24 protein-coding genes are annotated in these 23,754 nt (G+C 62.0%); 11 read left to right on the top strand and 13 right to left on the bottom strand.

The features are described from left to right. Positions 1–13: 13 nt before the first annotated feature. From HX830_RS14065 to HX830_RS14035, 7 genes are all read left to right on the top strand, one after another. Positions 14–577 (top strand): fimbrial protein, encoded by a 564-nt coding sequence (locus HX830_RS14065; RefSeq protein WP_103499760.1) that lies wholly within the window; start codon positions 14–16, stop codon positions 575–577. Positions 578–638: 61 nt separating this feature from the next. Further along, positions 639–1,409, top strand: coding sequence for a fimbria/pilus periplasmic chaperone (locus HX830_RS14060; RefSeq protein ID WP_103499761.1), 771 nt, complete (start codon positions 639–641; stop codon positions 1,407–1,409). A 19-nt stretch (positions 1,410–1,428) separates the two neighbouring features. Next, the gene (locus tag HX830_RS14055; RefSeq protein WP_152736679.1) at positions 1,429–2,214 is read left to right on the top strand and encodes a fimbria/pilus periplasmic chaperone; all 786 of its coding nucleotides are present in this window, start codon (positions 1,429–1,431) and stop codon (positions 2,212–2,214) included. Positions 2,215–2,350: 136 nt separating this feature from the next. Beyond that, the gene (locus HX830_RS14050) at positions 2,351–4,951 is read left to right on the top strand and encodes a fimbria/pilus outer membrane usher protein (protein ID WP_177100808.1); all 2,601 of its coding nucleotides are present in this window, start codon (positions 2,351–2,353) and stop codon (positions 4,949–4,951) included. Positions 4,952–5,025: 74 nt separating this feature from the next. Next, a complete protein-coding gene (locus HX830_RS14045; RefSeq protein ID WP_177100806.1) occupies positions 5,026–5,970 on the top strand; it encodes a fimbrial protein in 945 nt (314 codons plus the stop codon). Positions 5,971–6,046: 76 nt separating this feature from the next. Beyond that, on the top strand, positions 6,047–6,580 hold the full coding sequence (locus HX830_RS14040) for a fimbrial protein (protein ID WP_177100804.1): 534 nt from the start codon (positions 6,047–6,049) through the stop codon (positions 6,578–6,580). 59 nt (positions 6,581–6,639) lie between these two features. Then, complete coding sequence (locus HX830_RS14035) at positions 6,640–7,161, top strand: fimbrial protein (protein WP_177100802.1); 522 nt, start codon at positions 6,640–6,642, stop codon at positions 7,159–7,161. A gap of 29 nt (positions 7,162–7,190) precedes the next feature. Here HX830_RS14035 and HX830_RS14030 read toward each other — a convergent pair whose 3' ends face one another. From HX830_RS14030 to dadA, 6 genes are all read right to left on the bottom strand, one after another. Further along, complete coding sequence (locus HX830_RS14030; RefSeq protein ID WP_152736675.1) at positions 7,191–9,113, bottom strand: acetyl-CoA hydrolase/transferase C-terminal domain-containing protein; 1,923 nt, start codon at positions 9,111–9,113, stop codon at positions 7,191–7,193. Positions 9,114–9,258: 145 nt separating this feature from the next. Continuing rightward, complete coding sequence (locus tag HX830_RS14025) at positions 9,259–9,678, bottom strand: c-type cytochrome (protein WP_103497912.1); 420 nt, start codon at positions 9,676–9,678, stop codon at positions 9,259–9,261. Positions 9,679–9,861: 183 nt separating this feature from the next. Continuing rightward, positions 9,862–10,410, bottom strand: coding sequence for a cupin domain-containing protein (locus tag HX830_RS14020; RefSeq protein WP_100942162.1), 549 nt, complete (start codon positions 10,408–10,410; stop codon positions 9,862–9,864). Positions 10,411–10,538: 128 nt separating this feature from the next. Further along, on the bottom strand, positions 10,539–11,612 hold the full coding sequence (gene alr / locus HX830_RS14015) for an alanine racemase (protein ID WP_177100800.1): 1,074 nt from the start codon (positions 11,610–11,612) through the stop codon (positions 10,539–10,541). An 88-nt stretch (positions 11,613–11,700) separates the two neighbouring features. Continuing rightward, positions 11,701–12,054 (bottom strand): RidA family protein, encoded by a 354-nt coding sequence (locus tag HX830_RS14010; protein WP_103497910.1) that lies wholly within the window; start codon positions 12,052–12,054, stop codon positions 11,701–11,703. Next, positions 12,026–13,330, bottom strand: coding sequence for a D-amino acid dehydrogenase (gene dadA, locus HX830_RS14005; RefSeq protein ID WP_103497908.1), 1,305 nt, complete (start codon positions 13,328–13,330; stop codon positions 12,026–12,028). Before dadA ends, HX830_RS14010 begins: the two co-directional genes overlap by 29 nt. A 159-nt stretch (positions 13,331–13,489) precedes the next feature. Here dadA and HX830_RS14000 point away from each other — a divergent pair, with 159 nt between their 5' ends. Then, positions 13,490–13,978, top strand: coding sequence for an Lrp/AsnC ligand binding domain-containing protein (locus HX830_RS14000; RefSeq protein WP_017125528.1), 489 nt, complete (start codon positions 13,490–13,492; stop codon positions 13,976–13,978). Positions 13,979–13,980: 2 nt separating this feature from the next. On the opposite strand, the gene HX830_RS13995 is transcribed toward HX830_RS14000, so the two are convergent. Next, on the bottom strand, positions 13,981–14,334 hold the full coding sequence (locus tag HX830_RS13995) for a YkgJ family cysteine cluster protein (protein WP_103497907.1): 354 nt from the start codon (positions 14,332–14,334) through the stop codon (positions 13,981–13,983). A 170-nt stretch (positions 14,335–14,504) separates the two neighbouring features. After that, positions 14,505–14,750, bottom strand: coding sequence for a DUF1127 domain-containing protein (locus HX830_RS13990; RefSeq protein WP_103497905.1), 246 nt, complete (start codon positions 14,748–14,750; stop codon positions 14,505–14,507). 182 nt (positions 14,751–14,932) lie between these two features. On the opposite strand from HX830_RS13990, the gene HX830_RS13985 reads away from it, so the two are divergent. Together HX830_RS13985 and HX830_RS13980 are read left to right on the top strand one after the other, a co-directional pair. Further along, positions 14,933–16,366, top strand: a complete 1,434-nt coding sequence (locus HX830_RS13985) for an aminotransferase-like domain-containing protein (protein WP_103497903.1) — start codon at positions 14,933–14,935, stop codon at positions 16,364–16,366. 58 nt (positions 16,367–16,424) lie between these two features. Next, positions 16,425–17,978, top strand: coding sequence for a phospholipase D family protein (locus HX830_RS13980; protein ID WP_177100798.1), 1,554 nt, complete (start codon positions 16,425–16,427; stop codon positions 17,976–17,978). A 104-nt stretch (positions 17,979–18,082) separates the two neighbouring features. Here HX830_RS13980 and HX830_RS13975 read toward each other — a convergent pair whose 3' ends face one another. Both HX830_RS13975 and HX830_RS13970 read right to left on the bottom strand, forming a co-directional pair. Next, positions 18,083–19,234, bottom strand: coding sequence for an MFS transporter (locus HX830_RS13975; protein ID WP_177100796.1), 1,152 nt, complete (start codon positions 19,232–19,234; stop codon positions 18,083–18,085). Positions 19,235–19,385: 151 nt separating this feature from the next. After that, positions 19,386–20,879 (bottom strand): aldehyde dehydrogenase, encoded by a 1,494-nt coding sequence (locus HX830_RS13970; protein WP_103497899.1) that lies wholly within the window; start codon positions 20,877–20,879, stop codon positions 19,386–19,388. A gap of 237 nt (positions 20,880–21,116) precedes the next feature. Between HX830_RS13970 and HX830_RS13965 the strand changes: the two genes are divergently transcribed. Beyond that, positions 21,117–21,479 carry a cupin domain-containing protein gene (locus tag HX830_RS13965; RefSeq protein ID WP_103497897.1) on the top strand — a complete coding sequence of 121 codons (363 nt, stop codon included), beginning with the start codon at positions 21,117–21,119 and terminating at the stop codon, positions 21,477–21,479. On the opposite strand, the gene HX830_RS13960 is transcribed toward HX830_RS13965, so the two are convergent. From HX830_RS13960 to rpmB, 3 genes are all read right to left on the bottom strand, one after another. Continuing rightward, complete coding sequence (locus tag HX830_RS13960) at positions 21,480–22,868, bottom strand: hypothetical protein (RefSeq protein ID WP_177100794.1); 1,389 nt, start codon at positions 22,866–22,868, stop codon at positions 21,480–21,482. 161 nt (positions 22,869–23,029) lie between these two features. Further along, entirely contained in the window at positions 23,030–23,185 is a 156-nt protein-coding gene (gene rpmG / locus HX830_RS13955; RefSeq protein ID WP_003177274.1) for a 50S ribosomal protein L33, read from the bottom strand. A 12-nt stretch (positions 23,186–23,197) separates the two neighbouring features. Next, positions 23,198–23,431, bottom strand: coding sequence for a 50S ribosomal protein L28 (rpmB, locus tag HX830_RS13950; protein ID WP_007921114.1), 234 nt, complete (start codon positions 23,429–23,431; stop codon positions 23,198–23,200). Between the last annotated feature and the right edge of the window lie 323 nt (positions 23,432–23,754).

Raw genomic sequence — 23,754 nt, 5'->3', positions numbered from 1 at the left:
TCAAGGTAATCCGATGAAAATCTCTCAAGTCTCTGCCGCCGTTTCCCTTGCGCTCGCCGCCCTGATCGCCCTGCCGGCTTCCGCAGCCAACGACGGCATCATCAACTTCAACGGCTTGGTGACCGACGTGACCTGCACCATTGAAGGCGAAGCGCCAGGCGGCGGTACCGTGGTCAAGAACGTCGACCTGGGTGGTGTGCCCGCCTCTCTCCTGACAAACGCCGGCGATCGTCGGAACCTCACCGGCTTCACGATTCGCGTGGGCGCTCCAGGCGAAACGGCCTGCACCAACGGCCGCACCGCCATGGTCGCATTCGATCCGAGCAGCCCGGCGATCGATGTCGCCACCGGCCGCCTGAACATCGATGCAACCGCGAACGCCGCCAGCAACGTCCAGGTCGAGGTGACCAAGCGCGACGGCACACCGATCCACGTCTACAGCGAAAAATCCGAAGGCGTGGTCATCGCCAACAACCAGGCACTCATTCCCCTGGCCGCCCAGTACTACGCCACCGGCGCCGCGGGCGAAGGCGAGGTCGCCACCCGGGTCGGCTTCATGGTCGAGTACGCCGACTAAGCATCATCCAATGGACCTGCGCCCTGTCGTGGGTCCAGCCTTCAACACGAGAGCTTCGCCAATGAACAACCTGACTCGTTCGGGCATGGTCATCTGTGCCCTTCTGACGGCATCGCTGCACGCTACGTCCTCGTTTGCCGCCGTGATCATCCATGGCGCGCGCGTGATCTATCCCGCCGAACAACAGGAAGTCGTGGTCCGACTGGAGAACAAGGGCGAACGCCCCGCCCTGGTCCAGCTCTGGCTCGACGACGGCGACAAACGTGCGACACCCGCAACCGCGAAGGCGCCCTTCACCGCGCTACCGCCGATGCTGCGCATCGAACCGAAAAAGCAGCAGGCCCCGCGCCTGCGTTATACCGGCGAGCCGTTGCCCACGGACCGCGAAAGCCTGTTCTGGCTGAATGTGCTGGAAGTGCAGCCGACCGCAGCCGACGCCAAGGACAAGAACCTGCTGGAGCTGTCGTTTCGCTCCCGTCTGCGAGTGTTCTTCCGCCCCGAGGGGCTGCCCTATTCGAAGGCCGCCGCTGCACCGAAGCTGAGCTGGAAGCTGGTGCGCCACGAAGGCGGTCACGCCCTGGAAGTCGTCAACCCGACGCCTTATCACGTCTCCCTGGGCTCGGTCGAACTGGTGGGCAAAGGTGGCAACGAACGTTATCCGAAAGCCCCGAACAAGGAGGCCAACGACAGCCTGTTGCTGCCGGCCGGCGATATCAAGCGCTTCGCCCTGCCCGCCCTGCGGACCCCGCCCCCGGGAGCACTGAAGGTCGAGTTCAGCGCCATCAGCGATTTCGGCGCACGGGTCAGCCATACCGCCGACATCCCCTCTTGAACCGGACCGACGATTGCCCATGAACACCCTCAGATCCCAGCACACCGCCCGTTTCACTCGCCTCGCCGCCCGGCTCGCCCTGGCGACCCTGACGTTGATCACCTGCTTCACGGTGCAGGCCAGCGTCGTTATCACCGGCACCCGCGTGGTGTATCCGGCGAACCAGAAGGAGATGAGCATAAGGTTCGAGAACAAGAACCAGAAACCGGCGCTGGTACAGGTCTGGCTGGACAGCGGCGACGAGGAGGTGACGCCGGAACGGGCCAAGGTTCCGTTTGTCGCCACGCCACCGATCTTTCGGATGGAGCCGGACAAGCAGCAGGTCGTGCGCCTGACCTACACCGGTGAACCGCTGCCCAAGGATCGCGAGAGCCTGTTCTGGCTGAACATGCTGGAAGTCCCGCCCAAGGCCCCAGATTCGGAGCAGAGCAACCAGCTGCAACTGGCGTTCAAGACCCGCATCAAGCTGTTCTTTCGACCGCAGGGCCTGCCGTACGAGGCGGTACAGGCCACCGAAAAACTGCGCTGGACGCTGGTGAAAACCGAACAGGGGCCGGTCCTGGAAGTGCATAACCCGACGCCCTACCACCTGAACTTCGATTCGGTGGAGCTGCTGGCGGCGGGCCAACGCCATGCCAAGCCGGTCGGTGAGACGGCAGTCGCGAACATGGTCAATCCGCAGGCCAGCAACCGTTTCCCCCTGCCCAGCCTGAAGTCGACGCCGAGTGCCGGCGCCCAGGTCGAATTCCAGGTCATCGACGACTACGGCGCCCGCCACACGCACAAGGCCCAGGTCATGCTTTGACGGGCTGAATCCAAAACCGGCGTCCCTCGAACGCCCACCCGTAACGACACCTCCGGCCCCGTCGCGATCCACAACGCGCGACGGCAGGGAACGGCTTGCCCGAATCCGGCAATACACAAGGTTTGGAACGTTAGTGATGAGATCGAAGACACAACCTGTAGCCGGCGGATCGCACCCTGCGCGCAGCCGCCTGGCCCACGTCATTCACAGCCTCCTGCTGCTGGCCGCCGGCAGCGTCCTGGCCGCCTACGAGGTCGAGCAGGTGGAGTTCAACCCGGCCTTCTTTCCGGGAGGTGGCGGGCAGATCGACATCTCGCGCTTCAACGAAGGCAATGTGGTCCTGCCGGGACATTATCGTGCCGATATCAGCGTCAACGGCGGCTGGATCGGCCGCGACGAACTGACTTTCGCCGGTGTCGAGGGCCAGAAAAACGCGCAGCTGTGCCTGGATCGCGCCCTGCTGATCAGGCTCGGGATCGACCTCGACGGGGTGGCACAAAAGGCCGCCGACGCTGGCGAAACCGTTCCGCCGCAGTTACCGAGTACACCGGCCTGCGGCGATATCAGTACCTATCTACCCGGCGCCAGCGCCCGCTTCGATGCCGGCGAAAGCCGCCTGGACCTGCAAGTCCCGCAGATCTACCTGTCACGCAAGGCGCGCGGTTATGTCAGTCCGGAGCACTGGGACACCGGCGTGAACGCGGCGTTCGTCCGCTACGACGCCAACGGCTTCATGAACAACAACCAGGGCCGCTCATCGTTCTCCAACTCCCTGCGGCTGAACACCGGTCTCAATCTGGAGGGTTGGCACCTGCGGCACAACGGCGCCTACAGCAGCAACGATGCCGGCAGCAGCTACCAGAGCAGCGCCACCTATGTGCAACGGGAACTGCCCGGGCTGCAATCGCAATTCATGACCGGCGAGATCTACACCACCGGCGAGTTGTTCGACAGCCTGCGCATGCGCGGCGCCAGCCTGGCCACCGACGATCGCATGCTGCCCGACTCGCAGACCGGCTATGCGCCCATCGTCCGTGGCGTGGCCGAGACCAACGCCCGGGTCAGCGTACGCCAGCGCGGCATCCTGCTCGACGAAACCACGGTGGCCCCCGGGCCGTTCGTGCTCGATGACCTGTTCCCCACCGGCTACGGCGGCGACCTGGAAGTCACCGTCACCGAGGCTGACGGGCGCCAGCGGCAATTCATCGTGCCTTTCGCTTCCGATGTGAAACTGCTCCGACCGGGTTACAGCCGCTACTCGTTGAGCGTGGGCGAAATGGCCGAGCTCGGCGTCAACAGCAATCCCTGGCTGAGCCAGGGCACTTTCCAGTACGGCCTCAACAACCTGCTGACCGGCTATGCAGGGGCCCTGGCCTCGGAAGGCTATAACTCGCAAATCCTCGGCACCGCCCTCAACACCCCGGTGGGAGCGATTTCGCTGGATCTGACCACCTCCCATGCCGAGCTGCCGGGGAATGGCAAGCGCCGGGGCCAGAGTCTGCAGGCCCGCTACAACAAGAACTTCGCCGACACCGGGACCAACTTCGCCCTCGGGGCCTTCCGTTACTCCACCGACGGTTTCCTCACCGCGCGGGATACCGCGCGACTGCGCGAACTGGCCCGCGACGGCGGCAACCTGGACAATATCAGCCGGGTACGCGAACGCCTGGATATCAGCATCAACCAGAGCCTGGAGCGGGGTTCGCTGTTCCTTACCGGCTCGTCGCAGAACTACTGGAACCGCAAGGGCGGCAGCCTGAGCTTCAGCGCCGGCTACAGCAGCAACTGGCAACGCCTGAACTACACCCTCAGTGCCCAGCGCACCCGCGACCTGCTGACCGAGCGCAGCAGCAACCAGATCGACCTCACTGTCAGCCTGCCGCTGGGCTACTCGAACCGTGCGCCCAACCTGTCGAGCACGCTGACCCACGGCGACCGGCAAAACAGCATCCGCACTGGCCTCAGCGGCACCTGGGGCGAACGCAACGAGATCAACTACGGCGCTTCGGCCAGCCACGCCGACAATGGCATCGGCAACAGTTTCAACGCCGACCTGCAGTACCGCAGCCGCTACGCCCAGGCCTCCACCAGTTACAGCCAGGGCAACGGCTACCACTCGCAATCGCTAGGCCTGTCCGGCGGACTGGTGGCCCATGCCGACGGCCTGACCCTGACCCCGGAACTGGGCGACACCTTCGGCCTGGTCAACGCGCCCGGAGCCAAGGGCGCCTGGGTCGGCGGCAACAACGCACAGGTGGACGATAACGGCTACGCGGTGGTGCCACACCTCACGTCGTACCGCCAGAACGTGGTCGAGCTGGACCCCAGGGACATGTCCCACGACGTGGAGCTCAAGTCCGCCTCGCACAACGTCGCGCCCCGGGCCGGTTCCGTGGTGGTGATGAAGTACGAGACCAGCAGCGGGCGGGCCTTGATCATCAATGCCCTGCGCGAGGATGGCAGCCCGTTGCCCTTCGGTGCCGATGTGTTCGATGAAAGCGGCGTCAGCACAGGCGTGGTCGGGCAGAGCAGCAAGGCGTTTGTCCGGGTACCGCGCGATAGCGGCCAACTGACGGTCAAGTGGGGCTCGGCCAGCACGGACGTCTGCCGGATCACCTATGACCTGGGCACGCTCGCCGACTCGAACGGTTTACGTCAGATGGATGGTGAATGCCGGGCCGCCATGACCGATACGCCTCGGTCGGGTCCGTCGGATACCGCTGCGGATGGGGCTTGATCATGGTCGCCCATACCTGCTCCGCAAACGCCCCTGCCGACAGATTCCAGCCCCTACTTCACGCGAGAAAGAAAATGAAACGCCCCCTCCAGTCAGTTTGCGCATTGCTGATCCTTTCACTGCCGGTGGCGGCTCAAGCGGCGTGCAACTATTACCCAAACAACCCGCGCAACGGCGCGACTTTTCCAGCCACCATCAGCGTGCCGTCAAGCCTGGCAGTGGGAGCCCTGATAGCAAGAGCCTCCTTTGGTGGTACATACCCCAGCGGCGTCAGCACCTGCAGCCCTCCCATCATGCAGCAAACAACCGGGCGATATACAACCGCCGATTCGGTGACGCTTCCTGGTGTGGGAGGTGTCTATCGAACCAATGTTCCAGGGATTGGCATACGGGTCTATGCGACGCTCAGGGGGGGGACCCCCTACTTGCTGCCCCTCCACAGCAGCTCGACTTCACTGACCTATACAAGCTTTGAACACACCATCGTGACGATGGAGGCCCAGTTCTACAAAATAGGGAACGTATCAAACGGTACGGTCCCCGGCGCTAACCTCATGGTGAACAGCTGGGATGGGCGCACCATCCACACGGTTCTACTGAACAACCCCGTCAGCTTCGTCACCCCCACCGCCACCTGTGACCTCGCCGCTGGCGACGTCAGCCGCGTGATCGCACTGGACCCCGTGCGGATCTCGAACTTCACCGGCATCTCGATCGGCACCAAGAGTTTCGACCTGACCGCCAACTGCAGCAATGCCTCGAACGTCACCTTCAGATTCACCGGCACGCCGGATCCCGGAAACTCCGCGCTCTTTGCCAATAGCACCGGTTCGGCTCGCGGTGTTGCGCTATGGCTGCATACACCGGGCCAGACGGTAAGCAACAACAGTACTCGCACCGTCGCGGTTTCAGGCAACCGGGCCGTGCTGCGCATGGGCGCGGAGTACCACAAGACCACCGGCACCCTGACCAAAGGCACGCTGGTGAGCACCGTCACCGTCAACATCACCTACAACTGAGCCAACAGACCGCTCGCGGCAGCGCTCGTCGAATGCAATGCGTCAATCAACGCTTTACCTGACAAGGATACCTGTAATGAAAAAACCTCTTTTCGTATTGCCCCTACTGATTGCCGCTGCAACGATCACCGGCACGGCTCAAGCTGTCCAGACCGGCAGTCTGCGGTTCACAGGTGAGATCCAGGGTGGCACCTGCCACCTGGCCACCGGCGATGTCAGCCGCTTGATCGAGCTGCCTCCGGTCAAGGTCAGCGATTTCGATAGCGCCACTTGGGCCGGGCTCAAGACATTCGACCTGACCGCCAACTGCGACTCGGATATCAGAAGTGTCACCTTCACCTTTAACGGCACATCGGACTCCTTAGCGCCTGAACGCTTCGCCAATACCGGCACCGCCCGCGGCATCGCTACCGTGATTCAATCGCGCATCGGGGGAACTGCCTACAACTTCCCTGCCAACGGCAACCCTACCGCTCGCTCGCGAACCATTTCAACAACCGCCGGCCGTGCGGTACTGCCCATGGGCGCGCACTACATAAAGACCGTCCTCTTCGGCGTCTCCAAAGGCACGCTGATCACCACGGCCTCCGTGACCATTACCTATAACTGACGCCACAAGCCTTACCAGGCCGCCACCTTCCGTCGGCCCGCCAGAACGGACAACACCCGATGAAGACCTACCTGATACCCCTGGCGCTGTCGCTCGCGCCCATCGCCCCGGCTTCGGCCACGGAAACCCTGAACCCGGGCAATCTGCGCTTCGAAGGCACTGTCGAGGGCGGCACCTGCAACCTGATTGCCGATGACATCGAACGCGCCATATCCCTGCCACCGGTCAAGATCGATGACTTCGCGGGCGTCGACTCCGCGGGCCACAAGCCCTTCGAGCTGAGCGTCCGCTGCGACTCCGATATCACCAGCGTCACCTTCACGTTCCATGGCACGCCGGCCTCCTCGGATGGCGCCCGCTTCGCCAACACCGGCGATGTCAGCGGCCTGACGCTGTGGCTGTACTCGCAGCTGGGAGGCGTGCGACAGACCATCCGCGCCGACGGCAACGACAATACCCGCACCCTGACGCCGAGCGGCGGCCAGGCGGTGCTGCCACTGGGGGCGGCCTACTGGAAGTCCGGCGCGGTCAGCGAAGGCAAGCTGGAAAGCCTGGCGACGGTGGACGTCACCTACAACTGAGGCATGCGCCCTGCGCCAAGGCCCTGTCGCTAGCCGGCAGTGGCCTGCAACCCCGCCAGCAACAGGCGCTGGTACAACTCGTCACGCAGGCCTTGGGGCTGTGCCAGCCCCATGCGCTCCAGATGTACCGGGAACGCCGACGGCTCGGGCGCGTCCAGCGTCGCCTTGCCCAACTCAAGTGCCTCGGTGAGCTTGAATTTGCTCTTGAGCCAGTTCAGCGCCCGCAGCAGATCCCGCTCCTCCACGCTGAAATCACAGCCCAGCGGATACTCCGGGAACAACTGCGGGTGACGCGCGCGAATCGCCTGCAAACGTTGCGGGCTGTTATCGGCAAACCGCGAATCGAGACGGAAATTCCCCGGCAGCTTGCCGACTTTTTGCGCCTGCTCGATCAGCTCCGACTGAAAGCGCGAATCGGCGATATTCAGCAACGCTTCGATCACCTGGGCGTCGGTCTTGCCGCGCAGATCGGCAATCCCATACTCGGTGACCACGATATCCCGCAGATGCCGGGGGATGGTGCAATGCCCATACTCCCAGACGATATTCGAACTGACCTCGCCGCCCGACTCGCGCCAGCTGCGCAGGATCAGGATCGAGCGCGCGCCCTCCAGCGCATGGCCCTGGGCCACGAAGTTGTACTGCCCGCCGACACCGCTGAGCACCCGACCGTCTTCGAGCTGGTCGGCCACCCCCGCGCCCAACAACGTCATGGTGAAGGCGCTGTTGATAAAGCGTGCGTCGAGACGCTGCAGGCGCTTGAGTTCTTCCTGGCCAAACAGCTCGTTGATATAGCTGATGGCAGTCATGTTGAACTCGCCCAGCTTGTCCCGGGACAGCTCGTGCAGGCGCTGATAAAAACTGCGCGGGCCGAGAAAGAAGCCGCCATGCACCGCAATACCGCCCGTCTGCAGGGCACTGTCGAGGGTTCCGGCATTGGCCTGGCGTTGCTGCTCAAGGTCGGCGTAGACCTTGCGCCGCACGATACCCGCGTCCACCAGCACCAGCAGGCCATTGACGAACATCTCGCTGCAACCGTAAAGCCCCTTGGCAAACGACTCGATGCCACCCTCCTTGTCGAGCAGCACCTTCCAGGGGGACAGGTCGATATCCGCCAGCAAGGCCTGGTAACCCTCGTTGTCCGCCTGACGGGCCAGCAAGGCACCGGTCAAGGCGTCGCCCATGGAGCCGATGCCGATCTGCAGGGTGCCACCATCGCGCACCAGGGTGCTGGCGTGCAGGCCGATAAAGTGGTCCTGGGTGTCCACCGGCATATTCGGGGTGGAGAACAGGGTACTGCGTTCCGGTTCGTCGATCAGCAGGTCGAAGGCATCACGGCTGAGTTCCGAATCCCCGGGCATATACGGCAGATCGCTGTGAACCTGCGCCAGCACCAGGATGGTCTCCCCGGCGGCGCGGCGGCGGGCGATCATCGACAGCAGGTCGAGGGTGATGTCCGGATTGCAGCTCAGGCTCAGATGCCCGGGATGTTCCGGCGCCTCGGCCACCAGTTGCGCGATCAGGTTCAGGCCGGCGGCGTTGATATCGCGGGCGGCATGGCTGTAGTTGCTGCTGACGTAATCCTGCTGGGCCTGCTCGCTGTGCAACAGGCTGCCGGGCTGCATGAAGAACTGCTGGACATGGATATTCGGCGGCAGGCTGTCCCGGCGCAGGTCGGCGAGGAAATCCAGTTCGGGGTAGTCGCCGAATACTCGTTCGACAAAGGGTTCGAGGAAACGCCGCTGCAAACCGTCGCCCAGGGATGGGCGACCGAGACTCAAGGCCGTATAGATCGTCAGCCGACGCTCCGGCAATTGCCTGATGCGCTGGTAGAGCGCGTTGATAAAGCGGTTGGGTTTGCCCAGGCCCAAGGGGCTGGCCATGTGGATATGTGCCGGCAGCCGTGCCAGCACCTCATCGACCGCACGTTCGATAGAACAGGATTGCACCATCGGATCCTCCTCGCCTTTCCGTGAATTGAGGTTCGACCGAGCTTGCCGGGAATCTGCTGAAAATGACAGCCCACAGACACAGGATCGGGTTTTCAGCAGATGCAAAAAAGCCGCTCGTAAGCGGCTTTTTCAGAGACGATCGGTCTTATTTCAACCCGGACATTTTCTCGATCGCACCTTTGAGCTCGTCATCGGAGCAATCGGCGCAGGTGCCTTTTGGCGGCATCGCGTTAAGGCCGGTGATGGCCTTGGCCAGCAGGCCACTGAGGCCACCTTGGTGATCGGCGCGATCTTTCCAGGCCGCGGCGTCGCCGATTTTCGGCGAACCCAGCAAACCGGTGCCGTGACAGGCGTTGCAATGTTTGGCAATCACTTCATCCGGCGTCTTGGCACCACCGCCACCGCCCACGGTAGCCGCCACTTCCATGCCTTTACACTCTTCGCCCTGGACACACACCTTGCCCACCGGCTCCAGGCGCTTGGCAATGTCGTCATTGATGGTCGAAGCCTGAGCGCTGATGGCCCACAGGGCGACTACGGTTGCTGGTACGGCCAGCATTTTCATAATTGGATTCACGCGTACACCCTCAATGGTGGCTAATCACGCCCGCAACCACGGTTTCGCAGGCGGCGTGAGTATAACGGTTCGATTGCCACTGCGAAACAACCCTAATAGTCACAAGGGTATTAGCAAGTGGCCAATCAATACTACCGGGCGCCTTGAAATCCCTGACCTGACGCCTCTCTGTTAAAAATTCGCCGGTGTCGCTGCGCTGATTAGTCGCGCGGGGGTATCGAACGGGTTGCGGAAGCGATGCGGCTTGGTGCTTTCAAAATAGTAGCTGTCGCCCGCCTCGAGGACGAAAGTTTCTGCACCCACCACCAATTCCAGTCGGCCTTCCAGCAAAATGCCAGTCTCTTCGCCTTCATGGGTGAGCATTTCCTCTCCGGTGTCGGCACCTGGAGGATAGATCTCATTGAGAAAAGCGATAGCACGGCTGGGATGAGCACGACCGACCAGCTTCATGGTCACGGCACCATCGGAGATATCGATCAGCTCGTTGGCCTTGTAGACGATCTGGGTCGGTTTTTCCTGGAGGATTTCTTCGGAAAAGAACTCGACCATGGACATGGGAATGCCGCCAAGCACCTTCCTCAGCGAACTGATCGAGGGGCTGACACTGTTTTTCTCAATCATTGAAATGGTGCTATTGGTGACGCCCGCGCGTTTGGCGAGTTCACGCTGAGACAGACCTTTCAGTTTACGGATGGATTGCAGTCGTTCACCGACGTCCAATACGGCAGCCTCCCAGGGATTCAGGCGATGTTGTAATTGAGCGATATCATGGCATAGCGTTCAGTATTTACAACACTCAGGGCCGAATCCTGGTCGGCGGGACGATCTGTGGCGCGGCGGGTTGCCCGTTAGCTCCCGGTGTAGAGCAGTGGCACCCGGCGCAGGTTGCAGAAGATCTGATAAGGAATGGTCTCGGCCCGGGCCGCGACCTCACTGGCCAGGATGTTCTTGCCCCACAACTCCACCGTCGAGCCCAACCCGGCCTGGGGCACGTCGGTCAGATCGATGCACAGCATGTCCATCGACACCCGGCCCAGCAGTTGGCTCGGCTGGCCCGCCACCAGCACCGGCGTGCCGGTCGGTGCGTGACGCGGATAGCCATCGGCATAACCCATCGCAACCACGCCAACCCGCGTCGGCCTGGACGTCACGAACAGGCCGCCGTAGCCCACCGGCTCACCCGCCGGCAGCTCGCGCACGCTGATGACTTTCGACTCCAGGGTCATGACCGGCTGCAAACGTGCGGCGACAGGGTTTTCTTCTTCGAAAGGCGTCGAGCCGAACAGCAGGATGCCGGGACGTACCCAGTCGCTGGAAATCTGCGGCCACCCGAGCACCGCCGGAGAGTTGCGCAGGCTGACCTCAGCCGACAAACCCTGGCACGCGGCCTCGAAGGTCGCCACCTGTTCGGCGCTGCGCTGGCTGCCCAGCTCATCGGCGCGGGCGAAGTGGCTCATCAGGACGATTTTCGCCACTTTGCCGCTGGCCTGCAGGCGCTGGTAAGCCGCCTGATAATCAGCCGGTTCCAGCCCCACCCGGTGCATGCCCGAGTCGAGTTTGAGCCAGACATTGATCGGCTTGGCCAACACCGTCTGCTCGATGGCCTCCAGCTGCCAGAGCGCATGCACCACGCACCAGAAGTCGTGCTCGACGATCAGTGGCAGTTCGGCGGCCTCGAAAAAGCCCTCCAGCAACAGGATCGGCGCGCGAATACCCCCGGCCCGTAACTCGAGGGCCTCCTCGATACAGGCCACGGCAAAACCATCGGCCTCGGCTTCCAGGGCCTGGGCACAGCGCAGCGCGCCATGACCATAGGCGTCGGCCTTGATCACCGCGAGGGTTCGGGCACCCGAGACTTCGCGGGCCAATTGGTAGTTGTGACGCAGGGCTTGGAGGTCGATCAGGGCACGGGCAGGACGCATGGCGGCAAACTTCTGGACGGTCAACGGGGAATAAAAAACCGGTGCGAAAAGCAGTGAGACCGCCATCACACCGGGAGAGGGATCGTACTTAAGGCAGAGCGGCCACGACCGACAGCTCGACCAGGATTTCCGGTTCGCACAGCTTCGACTCAACCGTGGCACGGGCCGGCGCGACGCCTTTGGGCAGCCACTTGTCCCAGACCGAATTCATCCCGGCGAAGTCGGCATCGATGTCTTTCAGGTAGATCGTCACCGACAGCAACCTGCTCTTGTCGGTACCCGCCAGATCCAGCAAACGCTCGATATTGCCGAGGGCTTCACGGGTCTGGGTTTCAATCCCGGCGCTCATGTTGTCGCCAACCTGCCCCGCCAGATACACGGTACCGCTGTGAACAACGATCTGGCTCAGACGTTCATTGGTGAGCTGGCGCTGGATTGCCATGTTTTGCAGTCTCCTGGGGCGTTTTGCCGTAACGGGAAATATCGAGGCCTTCGGCGCTGATCTGCGGCTTTTTCTTCGCCATCAGGTCAGCCAACAGGCGACCGGAGCCACAAGCCATGGTCCAGCCGAGCGTACCGTGACCGGTGTTCAGGAACAGATTGCGGAATGAGGTCGCCCCCACGATCGGCGTGCCGTCGGGAGTGGTCGGACGCAAACCGGTCCAGAAACTGGCTTGCTCGAGGTCGCCGCCCTGAGGATAAAGATCGCCGACGATCATCTCCAGCGTTTCGCGCCGTTTCGGATTCAGCGACAGGTCAAAACCGGCGATTTCCGCCATGCCACCGACGCGGATGCGGTTGTCGAAACGGGTGATCGCGACCTTGTAGGTTTCATCAAGGATAGTCGAAGTCGGGGCCATGGCCGGGTTGGTGATCGGCACGGTCAGCGAATAGCCCTTGAGCGGGTAGACCGGTGCCTTGATCCCCAGCGGCTTGAGCAACTGCGGCGAATAACTGCCCAGCGCCAGTACGTAGCGGTCGGCGGTTTCCAGCTTGCCGTCGATCCACACGCCGTTGATGCGGTCACCCGCATGGTCAAGCCGTTGAATGTCCTGGCCGAAGCGGAATTCCACACCGAGCTTGATGGCCATTTCGGCCAGGCGGCTGGTGAACATCTGGCAGTCGCCGGTCTGGTCGTTCGGCAGGCGCAGGGCGCCGGCGAGGATATCGGTGACGCTGGCCAGGGCCGGTTCGACCCGGGCAATGCCGGCGCGGTCGAGTAATTCGTAAGGGACACCGGACTCTTTCAGTACCGCGATGTCTTTTGCCGCGCCATCGAGTTGCGCCTGGGTGCGGAACAACTGGGTGGTCCCCAGGCTCCGGCCTTCGTAGGCAATCCCGGTTTCGGCGCGCAGTTCGTCGAGGCAGTCACGGCTGTACTCGGACAGGCGGACCATGCGCTCCTTGTTCACCGCATAACGACTGGCGGTGCAGTTGCGCAGCATCTGCGCCATCCACAGGTACTGGTCGATATCGGCGGTGGCCTTGATCGCCAGCGGTGCGTGACGCTGCAGCAGCCACTTGATGGCCTTCAGCGGCACGCCCGGGGCGGCCCAGGGCGAGGCATAACCGGGCGAGACCTGGCCGGCGTTGGCGAAACTGGTCTCCATGGCCGCGGCCGGCTGACGGTCGACCACCACCACTTCGAAACCGGCCCGCGCCAGATAATAAGCACTGGTGGTACCAATGACGCCGCTACCCAATACCAGAACTCGCATGTGTCTATTCCTCAATCCACGGCCAGGCGCCGATGTTTAATGTTCAAAGCCAAGATGCGCGCAGTGTAAAAAACAATAGCCAGTGCTTTTCACTATATAAGTGCCTATATTTGGCGAGAATTCTCGGCACTATCGCTTTTGACGGAGGGGCATTCCCTAATGAGAACCAACCATCAGACCAAGCGCGAGCTGGACAAGATCGACCGCAATATCCTGCGCATCCTGCAGGCCGACGGGCGCATCTCGTTCACTGAGCTTGGCGAAAAGGTCGGACTGTCCACCACGCCCTGCACCGAGCGGGTTCGCCGGCTGGAGCGCGAAGGCATCATCATGGGCTACAACGCCCGGTTGAACCCGCAGCACCTCAAGGGCAGCCTGCTGGTGTTCGTCGAGATCAGCCTCGACTACAAGTCGGGCGACACCTTCGAAGAATTCCGACGTGCCGTGCTGAAATTGCCCCATGTGCTGGAATGCCACCTGGTCTCGGGGGATTTCGACTACCTGGTGAAAGCACGGATTTCCGAGATGGCTTCCTACCGCAAGCTGCTCGGCGACATCCTGCTCAAGCTGCCCCACGTTCGGGAGTCCAAGAGCTATATCGTGATGGAAGAAGTGAAGGAGAGCCTGAACCTGCCGATTCCGGATTGAGCCTAGACCAGTACCTGACGCGTGGTAGCGATGTATTCGTGCACCTGCTGCTCGGCCCGTGGATGAATCATCTCCACGGGACGTCGGCCATTGGGGCAAGGCAACGTGGGTGTGGTCCCGAACAAGCGACAGATCAGCGGACGCTCGTCATACACCGTGCAGCCGTTCGGTCCCAGGTGCACGCAATTGAGCTCGTCCAGCGCCGCTTCCTGCTCGGCGGCGGTCTTGCGCGGCAGGCGGGCCATCTCCTCGGACGAAGTGGTCACCGGCCCGCAACAGTCGTGACAGCCCGGCACGCAGTCGAACGACGGAATTTGCTGACGCAGAAAGCGGATTTTCTGACTGTTGCAACTCATCGAACGACGACCGGAAAGAAGAACAAGCGCGTATTTTGCCTGAAAAGACCACTCCCGGCAGCAAACCTGCTCATCTGAAGGAACGCGGTCCCCTGTAGGAGCCGGCTTGCCAGCGATCAGGCCCTTGAGTCATGCGCCCGCTGGCAAGCCGGGCTCCCACAAGTTTCGCGTCAAGAACGCCAGAACGGTTTCAAACCTTCTTTCCGGGCCTGCTCCGGGCTCAATCCGATATCGCTCAGTTCCTCGGGCGTAAGTGCAAGCAAGGTCTTGCGGGTACGCAGACGATGCCAGAACAGACCCATGGCACCGAAGGCCGGAGCGCCGCCACGGGCGGAAGACGCCATGACTACCCGCTCGTGCTCGATCACCAGTTCCTGACTGCGCAACACCAGACGCACATCGCTCATGCCGTTCATTACCTCTGCTCCTTTGTTACTCGGTTGCCATGAGTACATAGAATGGGTGAGCGGCCAAAACCATTACAGATTCAATCATTTTTTATTAATTCAATACAGATCTCGCCAAAGCGCGACTGAATCCTGTATTTTCTTCCTATCTGTACCGTCCAACGCTTTCCACCGTCGCCGAGAACTGCGCCATGACCCTCTACGTCAACCTTGCCGAACTGCTTGGAACCCGCATAGAACAGGGTTTCTATCGCCCCGGAGACCGCCTGCCTTCTGTACGGGCGTTGAGCGTGGAGCACGGTGTCAGTTTGAGTACGGTGCAGCAGGCCTACCGCGTCCTGGAAGACAGCGGGCTGGCCCAACCAAAACCCAAGTCCGGCTACTTCGTACCCGTAGGCCGCGAACTACCGGCGTTGCCGGTCATCGGCCGACCGGCACAACGCCCTGTTGATATCTCGCAATGGGAACAGGTGCTGGAACTGATTCGCGCCGTCCCTCGCGAGGACACCGTACAGTTGGGCCGCGGCATGCCCGACATCGACAGCCCGACCCTGAAACCGCTGCTGCGCAGCCTGGCGCAGATCAGCCGCCGCCAGGACATGCCCGGCCTGTCCTACGACAATATCCACGGCAACTTCGGACTGCGCGAACAGGTGGCGCGCCTGCTGCTCGACTCCGGCTGCCAGCTCGGCCCCCAAGATCTGGTGATCACCACCGGCTGCCACGAGGCCCTGTCCACCAGCATCCGCTCCATCTGCGAGCCGGGGGACATCGTCGCGGTGGACTCACCCAGCTTCCACGGTGCCATGCAGACCCTCAAGGGCTTGGGTATGAAGGCCCTGGAAATCCCCACCGACCCGATCACCGGCATCAGCCTCGACGCCCTGGAACTGGCCCTCGAGCAGTGGCCGATCAAGGCCATACAGTTGACCCCCAACTGCAACAACCCGCTGGGCTACATCATGCCGGAGTCGCGCAAACGCGCCCTGCTGACCCTGGCCCAGCGCTTCGACGTGGCGATTATCGAAGACGATGTGTATGGCGAACTGGCCTACACCTACCCGCGTCCGCGCACCATCAAGTCCTTCGATGAAGACGGTCGCGTGCTGCTCTGCAGCTCCTTCTCCAAGACCCTTGCCCCGGGCCTGCGCATCGGCTGGGTCGCGCCCGGCCGCTACCTCGAGCGAGTGCTGCACATGAAGTACATCAGCACCGGCTCCACGGCCCCGCAGCCACAGCTGGCAATCGCCGACTTCCTCAGAAACGGCCACTTCGAGCCGCATCTGCGACGCATGCGCAGCCAATACCAGCGCAACCGCGACCTGATGATCGACTGGATCAGCCGTTATTTTCCCGCCGGTACCCGCGCCAGTCGCCCCCAGGGCAGCTTCATGCTCTGGGTCGAACTGCCCGAAGGGTTCGATGCCCTGCGCCTGAACCGGGCGCTGCAGGACCAGGGCGTGCAGATCGCGGTGGGCAGCATCTTTTCCGCCTCGGGCAAATACCGTAACTGCCTGCGCATGAACTACGCTGCCAAGCCGACGCCACTGATCGAAGAGGCTGTGCGCAAGGTCGGCGCGGCCGCGATCAAATTACTGGCACAAAACGAGAGCAGTATCGATTGACCTTTACCCGCCGGACAGCGTCCATATGCCGACACCTACCGACCCGGGGCGATGACCATTGAAAGCCTGCTTGCTGCTCATTGCCCTGCTGTTGAGCGGATGCGCGACCCTGGATGCTCCACGGCTTCCCAGCCAGGCCCTGGCGGCGAGCGAATCGAGCTTCGGTCGTTCGATCCAGGAACAGGCCGCACCCTGGCAGGGGCGCTCGGGCTTTCGCCTGCTGCCCAACGGCAGCGAAGCATTCAGGGCCCGGGCCGAATTGATCCGCAATGCCCAGGTCAGCCTGGATTTGCAGTACTACATCGTCCATGACAGCCTGAGCACCCGCATGCTGGTGGATGAACTGCTCGAGGCCGCCGATCGCGGCGTACGGGTTCGCATCCTGCTGGACGACACCACCAGCGACGGGCTCGACTCGGTCATCGGCACCCTCGCCGCCCATCCGAATATCCAGATCCGCCTGTTCAATCCGCTGAACCTGGGCCGCAGCACCGGTGCCACGCGTACCCTGGGCCGTTTGTTCAACCTGTCGCAACAACATCGGCGGATGCACAACAAGCTGTGGCTGGCCGACAACAGCGCGGCCATCGTCGGCGGCCGCAACCTCGGGGACGAATATTTCGGCGCCCAGCCGGACCTGAACTTCACCGACATCGACCTGCTCGGCTTCGGCCCCGTGGCCGAACAACTCGGACACAGCTTCGACCAGTACTGGAACAGCGCCCTGAGCGCGCCCATTGGCGACTTCCTCTCAAACCCACCGTCCGCGGTGGAACTGGCCAAGGCCCGACAACAGCTCAAGGACTCGCTGGGCAGCTATCGCCAGCACAATACCGCCCTGTACCTGAAGCTTCGGGCCTACAAGAGCGAGCCGCGCATGGATATCTGGCGCCGTGAGCTGATCTGGGCCTGGAGCGAGGCGCTGTGGGACGCACCGAGCAAGGTCCTGGCCAGGGACGAGCCTGATCCACGCTTGTTGCTGGCCACACAGTTGGCGCCGGAACTGAAGAACGTCCATACCGAACTGATGATGATTTCCGCCTACTTCGTGCCTGGTCAACCGGGGCTGGTCTACCTGGCCGGGCGCGCCGATGCAGGGGTCTCGGTCAGCCTGCTGACCAATTCGCTGGAGGCCACCGACGTGCCTGCCGTGCACGGCGGTTACGCGCCTTACCGCAAGGCGTTGCTGGAACACGGCGTGAAACTCTTCGAACTGCGGCGCCAGCCCGGAGAGCGTGGCGGCAGCGGGCCGCACCTGTTTCATAGCGCTTCCTACAAAGGCTCGGACTCCAGCCTGCACAGCAAGGCGATGATTTTCGACCGGCAGAAATCCTTTATCGGTTCATTCAACTTTGACCCGCGCTCGGTACTGTGGAACACCGAAGTCGGCGTCCTGGTGGACAGTCCGGAGCTGGCGGAACACGTTCGGGCCCTGGCCTTGCGCGGCATGGCCCCGGCCCTGAGCTACCAGCCGCGCCTGGAGCAGGGACAGATTGTCTGGGTCACCGAGGACCACGGACAGCTCCACGAGCTGCACCACGAGCCGGGCAACTGGTGGCGCCGGTTCAACGCCTGGTTCGCCAACCATATCGGATTGGAGCGCATGCTCTGAAGGTTCACGAGGCCTGACCTGTGGGAGCAAGCTTGCTCGCGATCAGCCGGCAGGCTGATGTTTCGGCGGTGCCCGGAAGCCCGTCATCGCGAGCAAGCTTGCTCCTACAGGGAGGTGGCCGACTGTGCCGTGCCGAAGGCCCCTTGGCGCAACAGCAACACCAGCAGGCCCAAGGCCCCGGCCGCCATGAACAACGGCAAGGCATGCCCGCTGATCCACTGGCTGCCCGCACCCGCCACCAACGGCCCGATCAGGCAGCCGATGCCCCACAACTGCGCCACATGGGCGTTGGCCCGCACCAGCGCGTCGTCGCGATAACGCTCGCCGATCAGGATCAACGACAAGGTGAACAGCCCGCCCGCGCTGGCACCGAACAGCACCCACAGCGGCCAGATCAGCAAGGTGTCGAGCAGCAGAGGCACCGCCAGGCTCGACAACATCAGCGCCAGGGCGCAACCGATGAACAACGCGCGCCGGGACAGCCGATCGGCCAAGGCGCCAGTCGGCAACTGCAACAAGGCATCGCCCACCACCACGGTGCTGACCATCGCCAAGGCGATATCCGCCGTAAAGCCTTGGCGCAGGCAGTACACCGGCAACAAGGTCAGAATCATCGCCTCGAAAGCAGCAAAAAGCGAAATGGCCCAGGCAATGGCCGGCAAACCCCGACAGAAGCCCAGCAAGTCCGCCAGGGTGACGCGATTGGACTCCGTGGTTGGCGCACCGCTGCGCCCCAGCAACAGGAATGGCGCGACCACCAGCAGGCCCACGCCAACCCAGAAGCCGTAATCGCCTTCCGTGCCCACGGCGGCCAGCAGCAGCGGACCGGACAGCTGGCTCAGCGCATAGGTGCTGCCATAAAGCGCCACCAGGCGCCCGCGCCATTGCTCGACCACCAGTTGATTGATCCAGCTTTCGCCGAGGATGAAGACGATGGTCAGGATCACCCCGATCATCAGGCGCAGCACCAGCCACACCGGGTAGCTGGGCAGCAGCGCCAGCAAACCGATAGACAGGGCTCCCGCCCATAGGCAGAGGGCCATCAGCCGGGCAGTGCCAAAACGCGCCGCCAGATGGCTGGAGATACTGGCACCGAGCAAGACCCCGATGGCCGGCATCGCCGCCATCACGCCAATGGCAAAAGAGCCATAACCCCAGCTTTCCAGCCGCAGGGACACCAACGGCATGCTCACGCCCAGTGCCAGCCCGACACTGAGTACCGAAGCCAGCACGGCGAAATAAGTCGCCCAACGCATGTTCCACGCTCCTGTGGATAGTTTCTGTTCAAGACGACACAGCCGGACTTCCTTGCGGAGAGTCCGGCTGCGTCAGGGGCGTTGCTCGATCACGTACGCAGAGCCCTAATCAAGCTCCTGCAGGTTTCGTTGTGCCCTCAGGATCGATGCCTTACAACTTGATCCAGGTCGCCTTCAGCTCGGTGTACTTGTCGAACGCATGCAGCGACTTGTCACGGCCATTACCCGACTGTTTGAAACCGCCGAACGGTGCGGTCATGTCGCCGCCATCGTACTGGTTCACCCACACGCTGCCGGCCCGCAGGGCCTTGGCGGTCAGGTGCGCCTTGGAGATGTTCGCGGTCCAGACCGCTGCCGCCAGGCCATAGGGCGTGTCGTTGGCAATGCTGATCGCCTCTTCCACGCTGTCGAAGGCAATCACCGACAGCACCGGGCCGAAGATTTCTTCCTGGGCGATCTTCATCGCGTTGCTCACGCCATCAAAGATGGTCGGTTCGACGTAGGTACCACCGGTTTCCTGCAGGGTCCGCTTGCCACCGGCCACCAGCTTGGCGCCATCGGCATGACCCGATTCGATATACGACAGCACGGTGTTCATCTGCTGGGTATCCACCAGGGCACCGACATTGGTCTCCGGGTCCAGCGGGTTGCCCGGCTTCCAGGCCTTCAGCGCCTCAATCACCAGCGGCAGGAAGCGGTCCTTGATCGAACGTTCCACCAGCAGGCGCGAACCGGCGGTGCAGACTTCGCCCTGGTTGAAGGCAATGGCGCTGGCCGCGGATTCGGCGGCGGCCTGCAGGTCCGGAGCATCGGCAAAGACGATGTTCGGGCTCTTGCCGCCGGCTTCGAGCCAGACGCGCTTCATGTTGGACTCGCCGGAGTAGATCAGCAGTTGCTTGGCGATCTTGGTCGAACCGGTGAACACCAGGGTGTCGACATCCTGGTGCAGGGCCAGGGCCTTGCCGACGGTATGGCCGTAACCCGGCAGCACGTTCAGCACACCCGCCGGAATACCGGCTTCAACCGCCAGGGCGGCAATGCGGATCGCGGTCAGCGGGGATTTTTCCGAAGGCTTGAGAATCACCGAGTTACCAGTGGACAACGCCGGCCCGAGCTTCCAGCAAGCCATCATCAACGGGAAGTTCCACGGCACGATGGCCGCGACCACGCCCACCGGCTCACGGGTCACCAGACCCAACTGATCGTGGGGAGTGGCAGCCACTTCGTCATAAATCTTGTCGATGGCCTCGCCGCTCCAGCTCAGGGCCTGGGCCGCGCCGGGTACGTCGATATGCAGGGAGTCGCTGATCGGCTTGCCCATGTCGAGGGTTTCCAGCAAGGCCAGCTCCTCGGCATTGACCTTCAGCAACGCGGCAAAACGAATCATCGCCGACTTGCGCTTGGCCGGGGCCAGGCGCGACCAGACACCGGAGTTGAACGTCGCGCGGGCACTCTCGACGGCACGCTGGGCATCGGCCGCATCGCAACTGGCGACGCTGGTCAGCAGGCGGCCATCGACCGGGCTGATGCACTCGAAGGTCTCATTCGAGACCGCGGCGGTGTATTCACCATTGATGTAGGCACGGCCTTCAATCTTCAGCTCACGGGCACGTTGTTCCCAGTCAGCACGAGTCAGGGTGATCATTCGAGTGTCCTCCTCTTATTGAAATACTGGAACCGTGCGCTCTTGCGCCAGCACCGTTCGGAATTCTGCCCAACGGGCCCCGATTCAGGCCCATGGCACCCACCACCCTAAACCAGCGGCACCTGAAGTTTCAATATATTTGACAAAGACTCGTCAAACGCCGTTGCCATGTTCGTTTTAATAAACATAGACTCGGTGCTTGCGACCCAAGGCCCGTCACCGCAGAGGAAGAGCACCATGAGTATCCAGGACATCGTCGATTTCAGCGAAGCCACCACCGTACCGGAACGCTTTCGCCCGGCAGAGGAGAAAGTGTTCAAGGGCGATCCCGAGCAAACCATCTACAACCACTATGGCAGCCCCTGCGGGCAGATGAATGCCGGCGTCTGGGAGGGCGCGGTGGGCCAGTGGACGGTGAACTACACCGAACATGAATACTGCGAAATCGTCCAGGGCGTCTCGGTGCTGCGCGACGCGGACGGCAACGCCAAGACCCTGCGCGCCGGCGATCGTTTCGTGATCCCGGCGGGCTTCAAGGGCACCTGGGAGGTGCTGGAGCACTGCCGCAAGATCTATGTGGTGTTCGAGCAGAAAGCCTGATCAGACCTGGACGCACCAGATACGCGGATCCTGGACAGGCTGGGCCGGGTAGGGAATATCCACCTTGATGTCATCGCGCTCGAAACGCATCCGACTGTCAGCGGTTTTCTCGAACTCGTCCCTGGTCAGGGCCAAGATCCAGTAAAGATCCAACTGACCACAATCCTCGCTCACATGGGTAGCGACCGTCGCTGCCCTGAGGTCAATGCGGCCATCGCTCAAGACGAAGGCGGCATCAATCCCGACTTCAATTTTCTCGGGCTGTGTAGCCAGACGGTAGGAATGCGTGGGATTGAAGCTCCCTTGCATAACCTGGTTCGGCACCAGCAAACGCGTCCCTGCCGGGTCGTTAAAACGCGGCAGGAACGAATCGAAAACTTGCGCTGTCTGTCGATTGGACTCGGCAATGACCTCCCGAATACGTCGCCCCATCAACTCGTCAGGGGGAGTATCCAGAGGCGGCACCGAATCCAGCAGCATCGCTACGGGCGTTTCTCCCCGGGCGACGCGCGGCAGCCAGTCCACACCCTGCTGCTCAAGCAGATAGCCGGCTAAAGCACCCAACGCATAGCTTTCATGATCGGCAGCCAGATAATCATCTCGCGCCAGCAGGCTCAGTTCCTCAAGCATGAGTACCGACCACTCACGGGAGAGTGGACGCGCGCCCAGCACCAGCGGCCGGACAATCGCTTCCACATAACGCGCACTACCTTCGGAACGATCAGTGCCATGAATGTGCTTCAACTCGTCGGCATACCCGCTTGACCATTGGCGATACCAATAACTGGCCCGCCCCAAAGCATCGGCCTGCCCCTGAGCCGCCGCCAGCAGGTGACGGATCAACTGGTTGCGATGCATGCGCGGCTCGGCGGCGGCAGGGTACAAAGTGCTGCGATCCGATCCCGGGGAGAATACCCAGCTCTTTTCGTCCTCGGCGTAAAAATGAAAGGCTTCGTGGGTTGCCAGACTGAACACATCGGGAATCGCTCGCGGATCTTCCAGCCGCTGCAGTTCGTCCGCCGGCAGTTCCTTTCCTAGACCGACAAAGACAGACGGACGCCCCCGCCAGAGGATCTTGTCGAAGGATTTGTATTCGTAGGAAACCCCAAGCGTCCTGACCGCCTCCATATCGATCTCATTCCCCCCCTGCGCGTTCATCAGCCAGGCCCGCTGCCCGTCGCTGGTCAACAACTGGACATCCGCAAACACACGGGTGATTTCATTGAACCCGGCCAATGCGGACCAGCCGATCCGAGTGGCCTCGATCATCCTGCGTACGTAGGCATCGGTACTGGTTTCGGCCTTGGCCGACTGAGCCGCCGAAACCGCAATACTCCCCGCTGCCAGGACCACCAGCAGCAGAATTCCAAACATCCTCGCAATCATCATGAGCGTTCTCCACATCCGCATCCTTTCGGTGTTCACCCCAGTCTAGGAAAGGCGCAACGGGAAAAATGTAGGAATCAGCCACGCAATAGGCAGGAGCCGGCCGAAAAAAGGCGAAAAAAAACCCCGAACCAGTCGGGGTTTTTCTCGAAAAACAAAATCAATTACTTGATTTTGCCTTCCTTGTAGATCACGTGCTTACGAACAACCGGATCATATTTCTTGATCTCGATTTTGTCCGGAGTAGTGCGCTTGTTCTTGTCAGTCGTGTAGAAATGACCAGTACCGGCGCTCGAGATCAAACGAATCAATTCACGCATGATTTAGCTCCCTTATACCTTGCCATCGCGACGAAGTTCGGCCAGCACGACATCAATGCCGCGCTTGTCGATGATACGCATGCCCTTGGCGGATACGCGCAGACGCACAAAACGCTTCTCGGACTCGACCCAGAAGCGGTGATGCTGCAGGTTCGGCAGGAAACGACGACGGGTTTTGTTGTTTGCGTGGGAAATGTTATTCCCAGTCACCGGACCCTTACCGGTAACTTGACAGACTCTAGACATGCCTCAGCCCTCTAAAACCACATGCCCAACCCGGCATGGGTTGGCCGCTTAATCTCTCAGTCATTTGGCGCCAGGCGCCGCGTTTCTTTAAGGGTCTTACCGGCTACACCTACAAGCGAAGGAACCGGGCCCCTAGAAAAGAGCGCTGCTTTATACCAGAAAGACTCAGGTGCAACAACATCAAGTGCGATTAAAACCTCGACGGCGCACCGTCAATGACCGGCCAGGACGCCAGCAACCTGGGCTGGCGCCCTGAAAGGCCGCTCGTCGCACAATACCGGCCAGCGGCGCAAAAGGCCCGGCAAACCGTGCGGTGAAAATAT

The sequence above is a fragment of the Pseudomonas gingeri genome (genome assembly GCF_013385425.1).
Taxonomy (GTDB): domain Bacteria; phylum Pseudomonadota; class Gammaproteobacteria; order Pseudomonadales; family Pseudomonadaceae; genus Aquipseudomonas; species Aquipseudomonas gingeri_D.
Note: the sequence above shows the minus strand (reverse complement) of the source record. Positions and strands in the feature narration are given on the sequence as shown.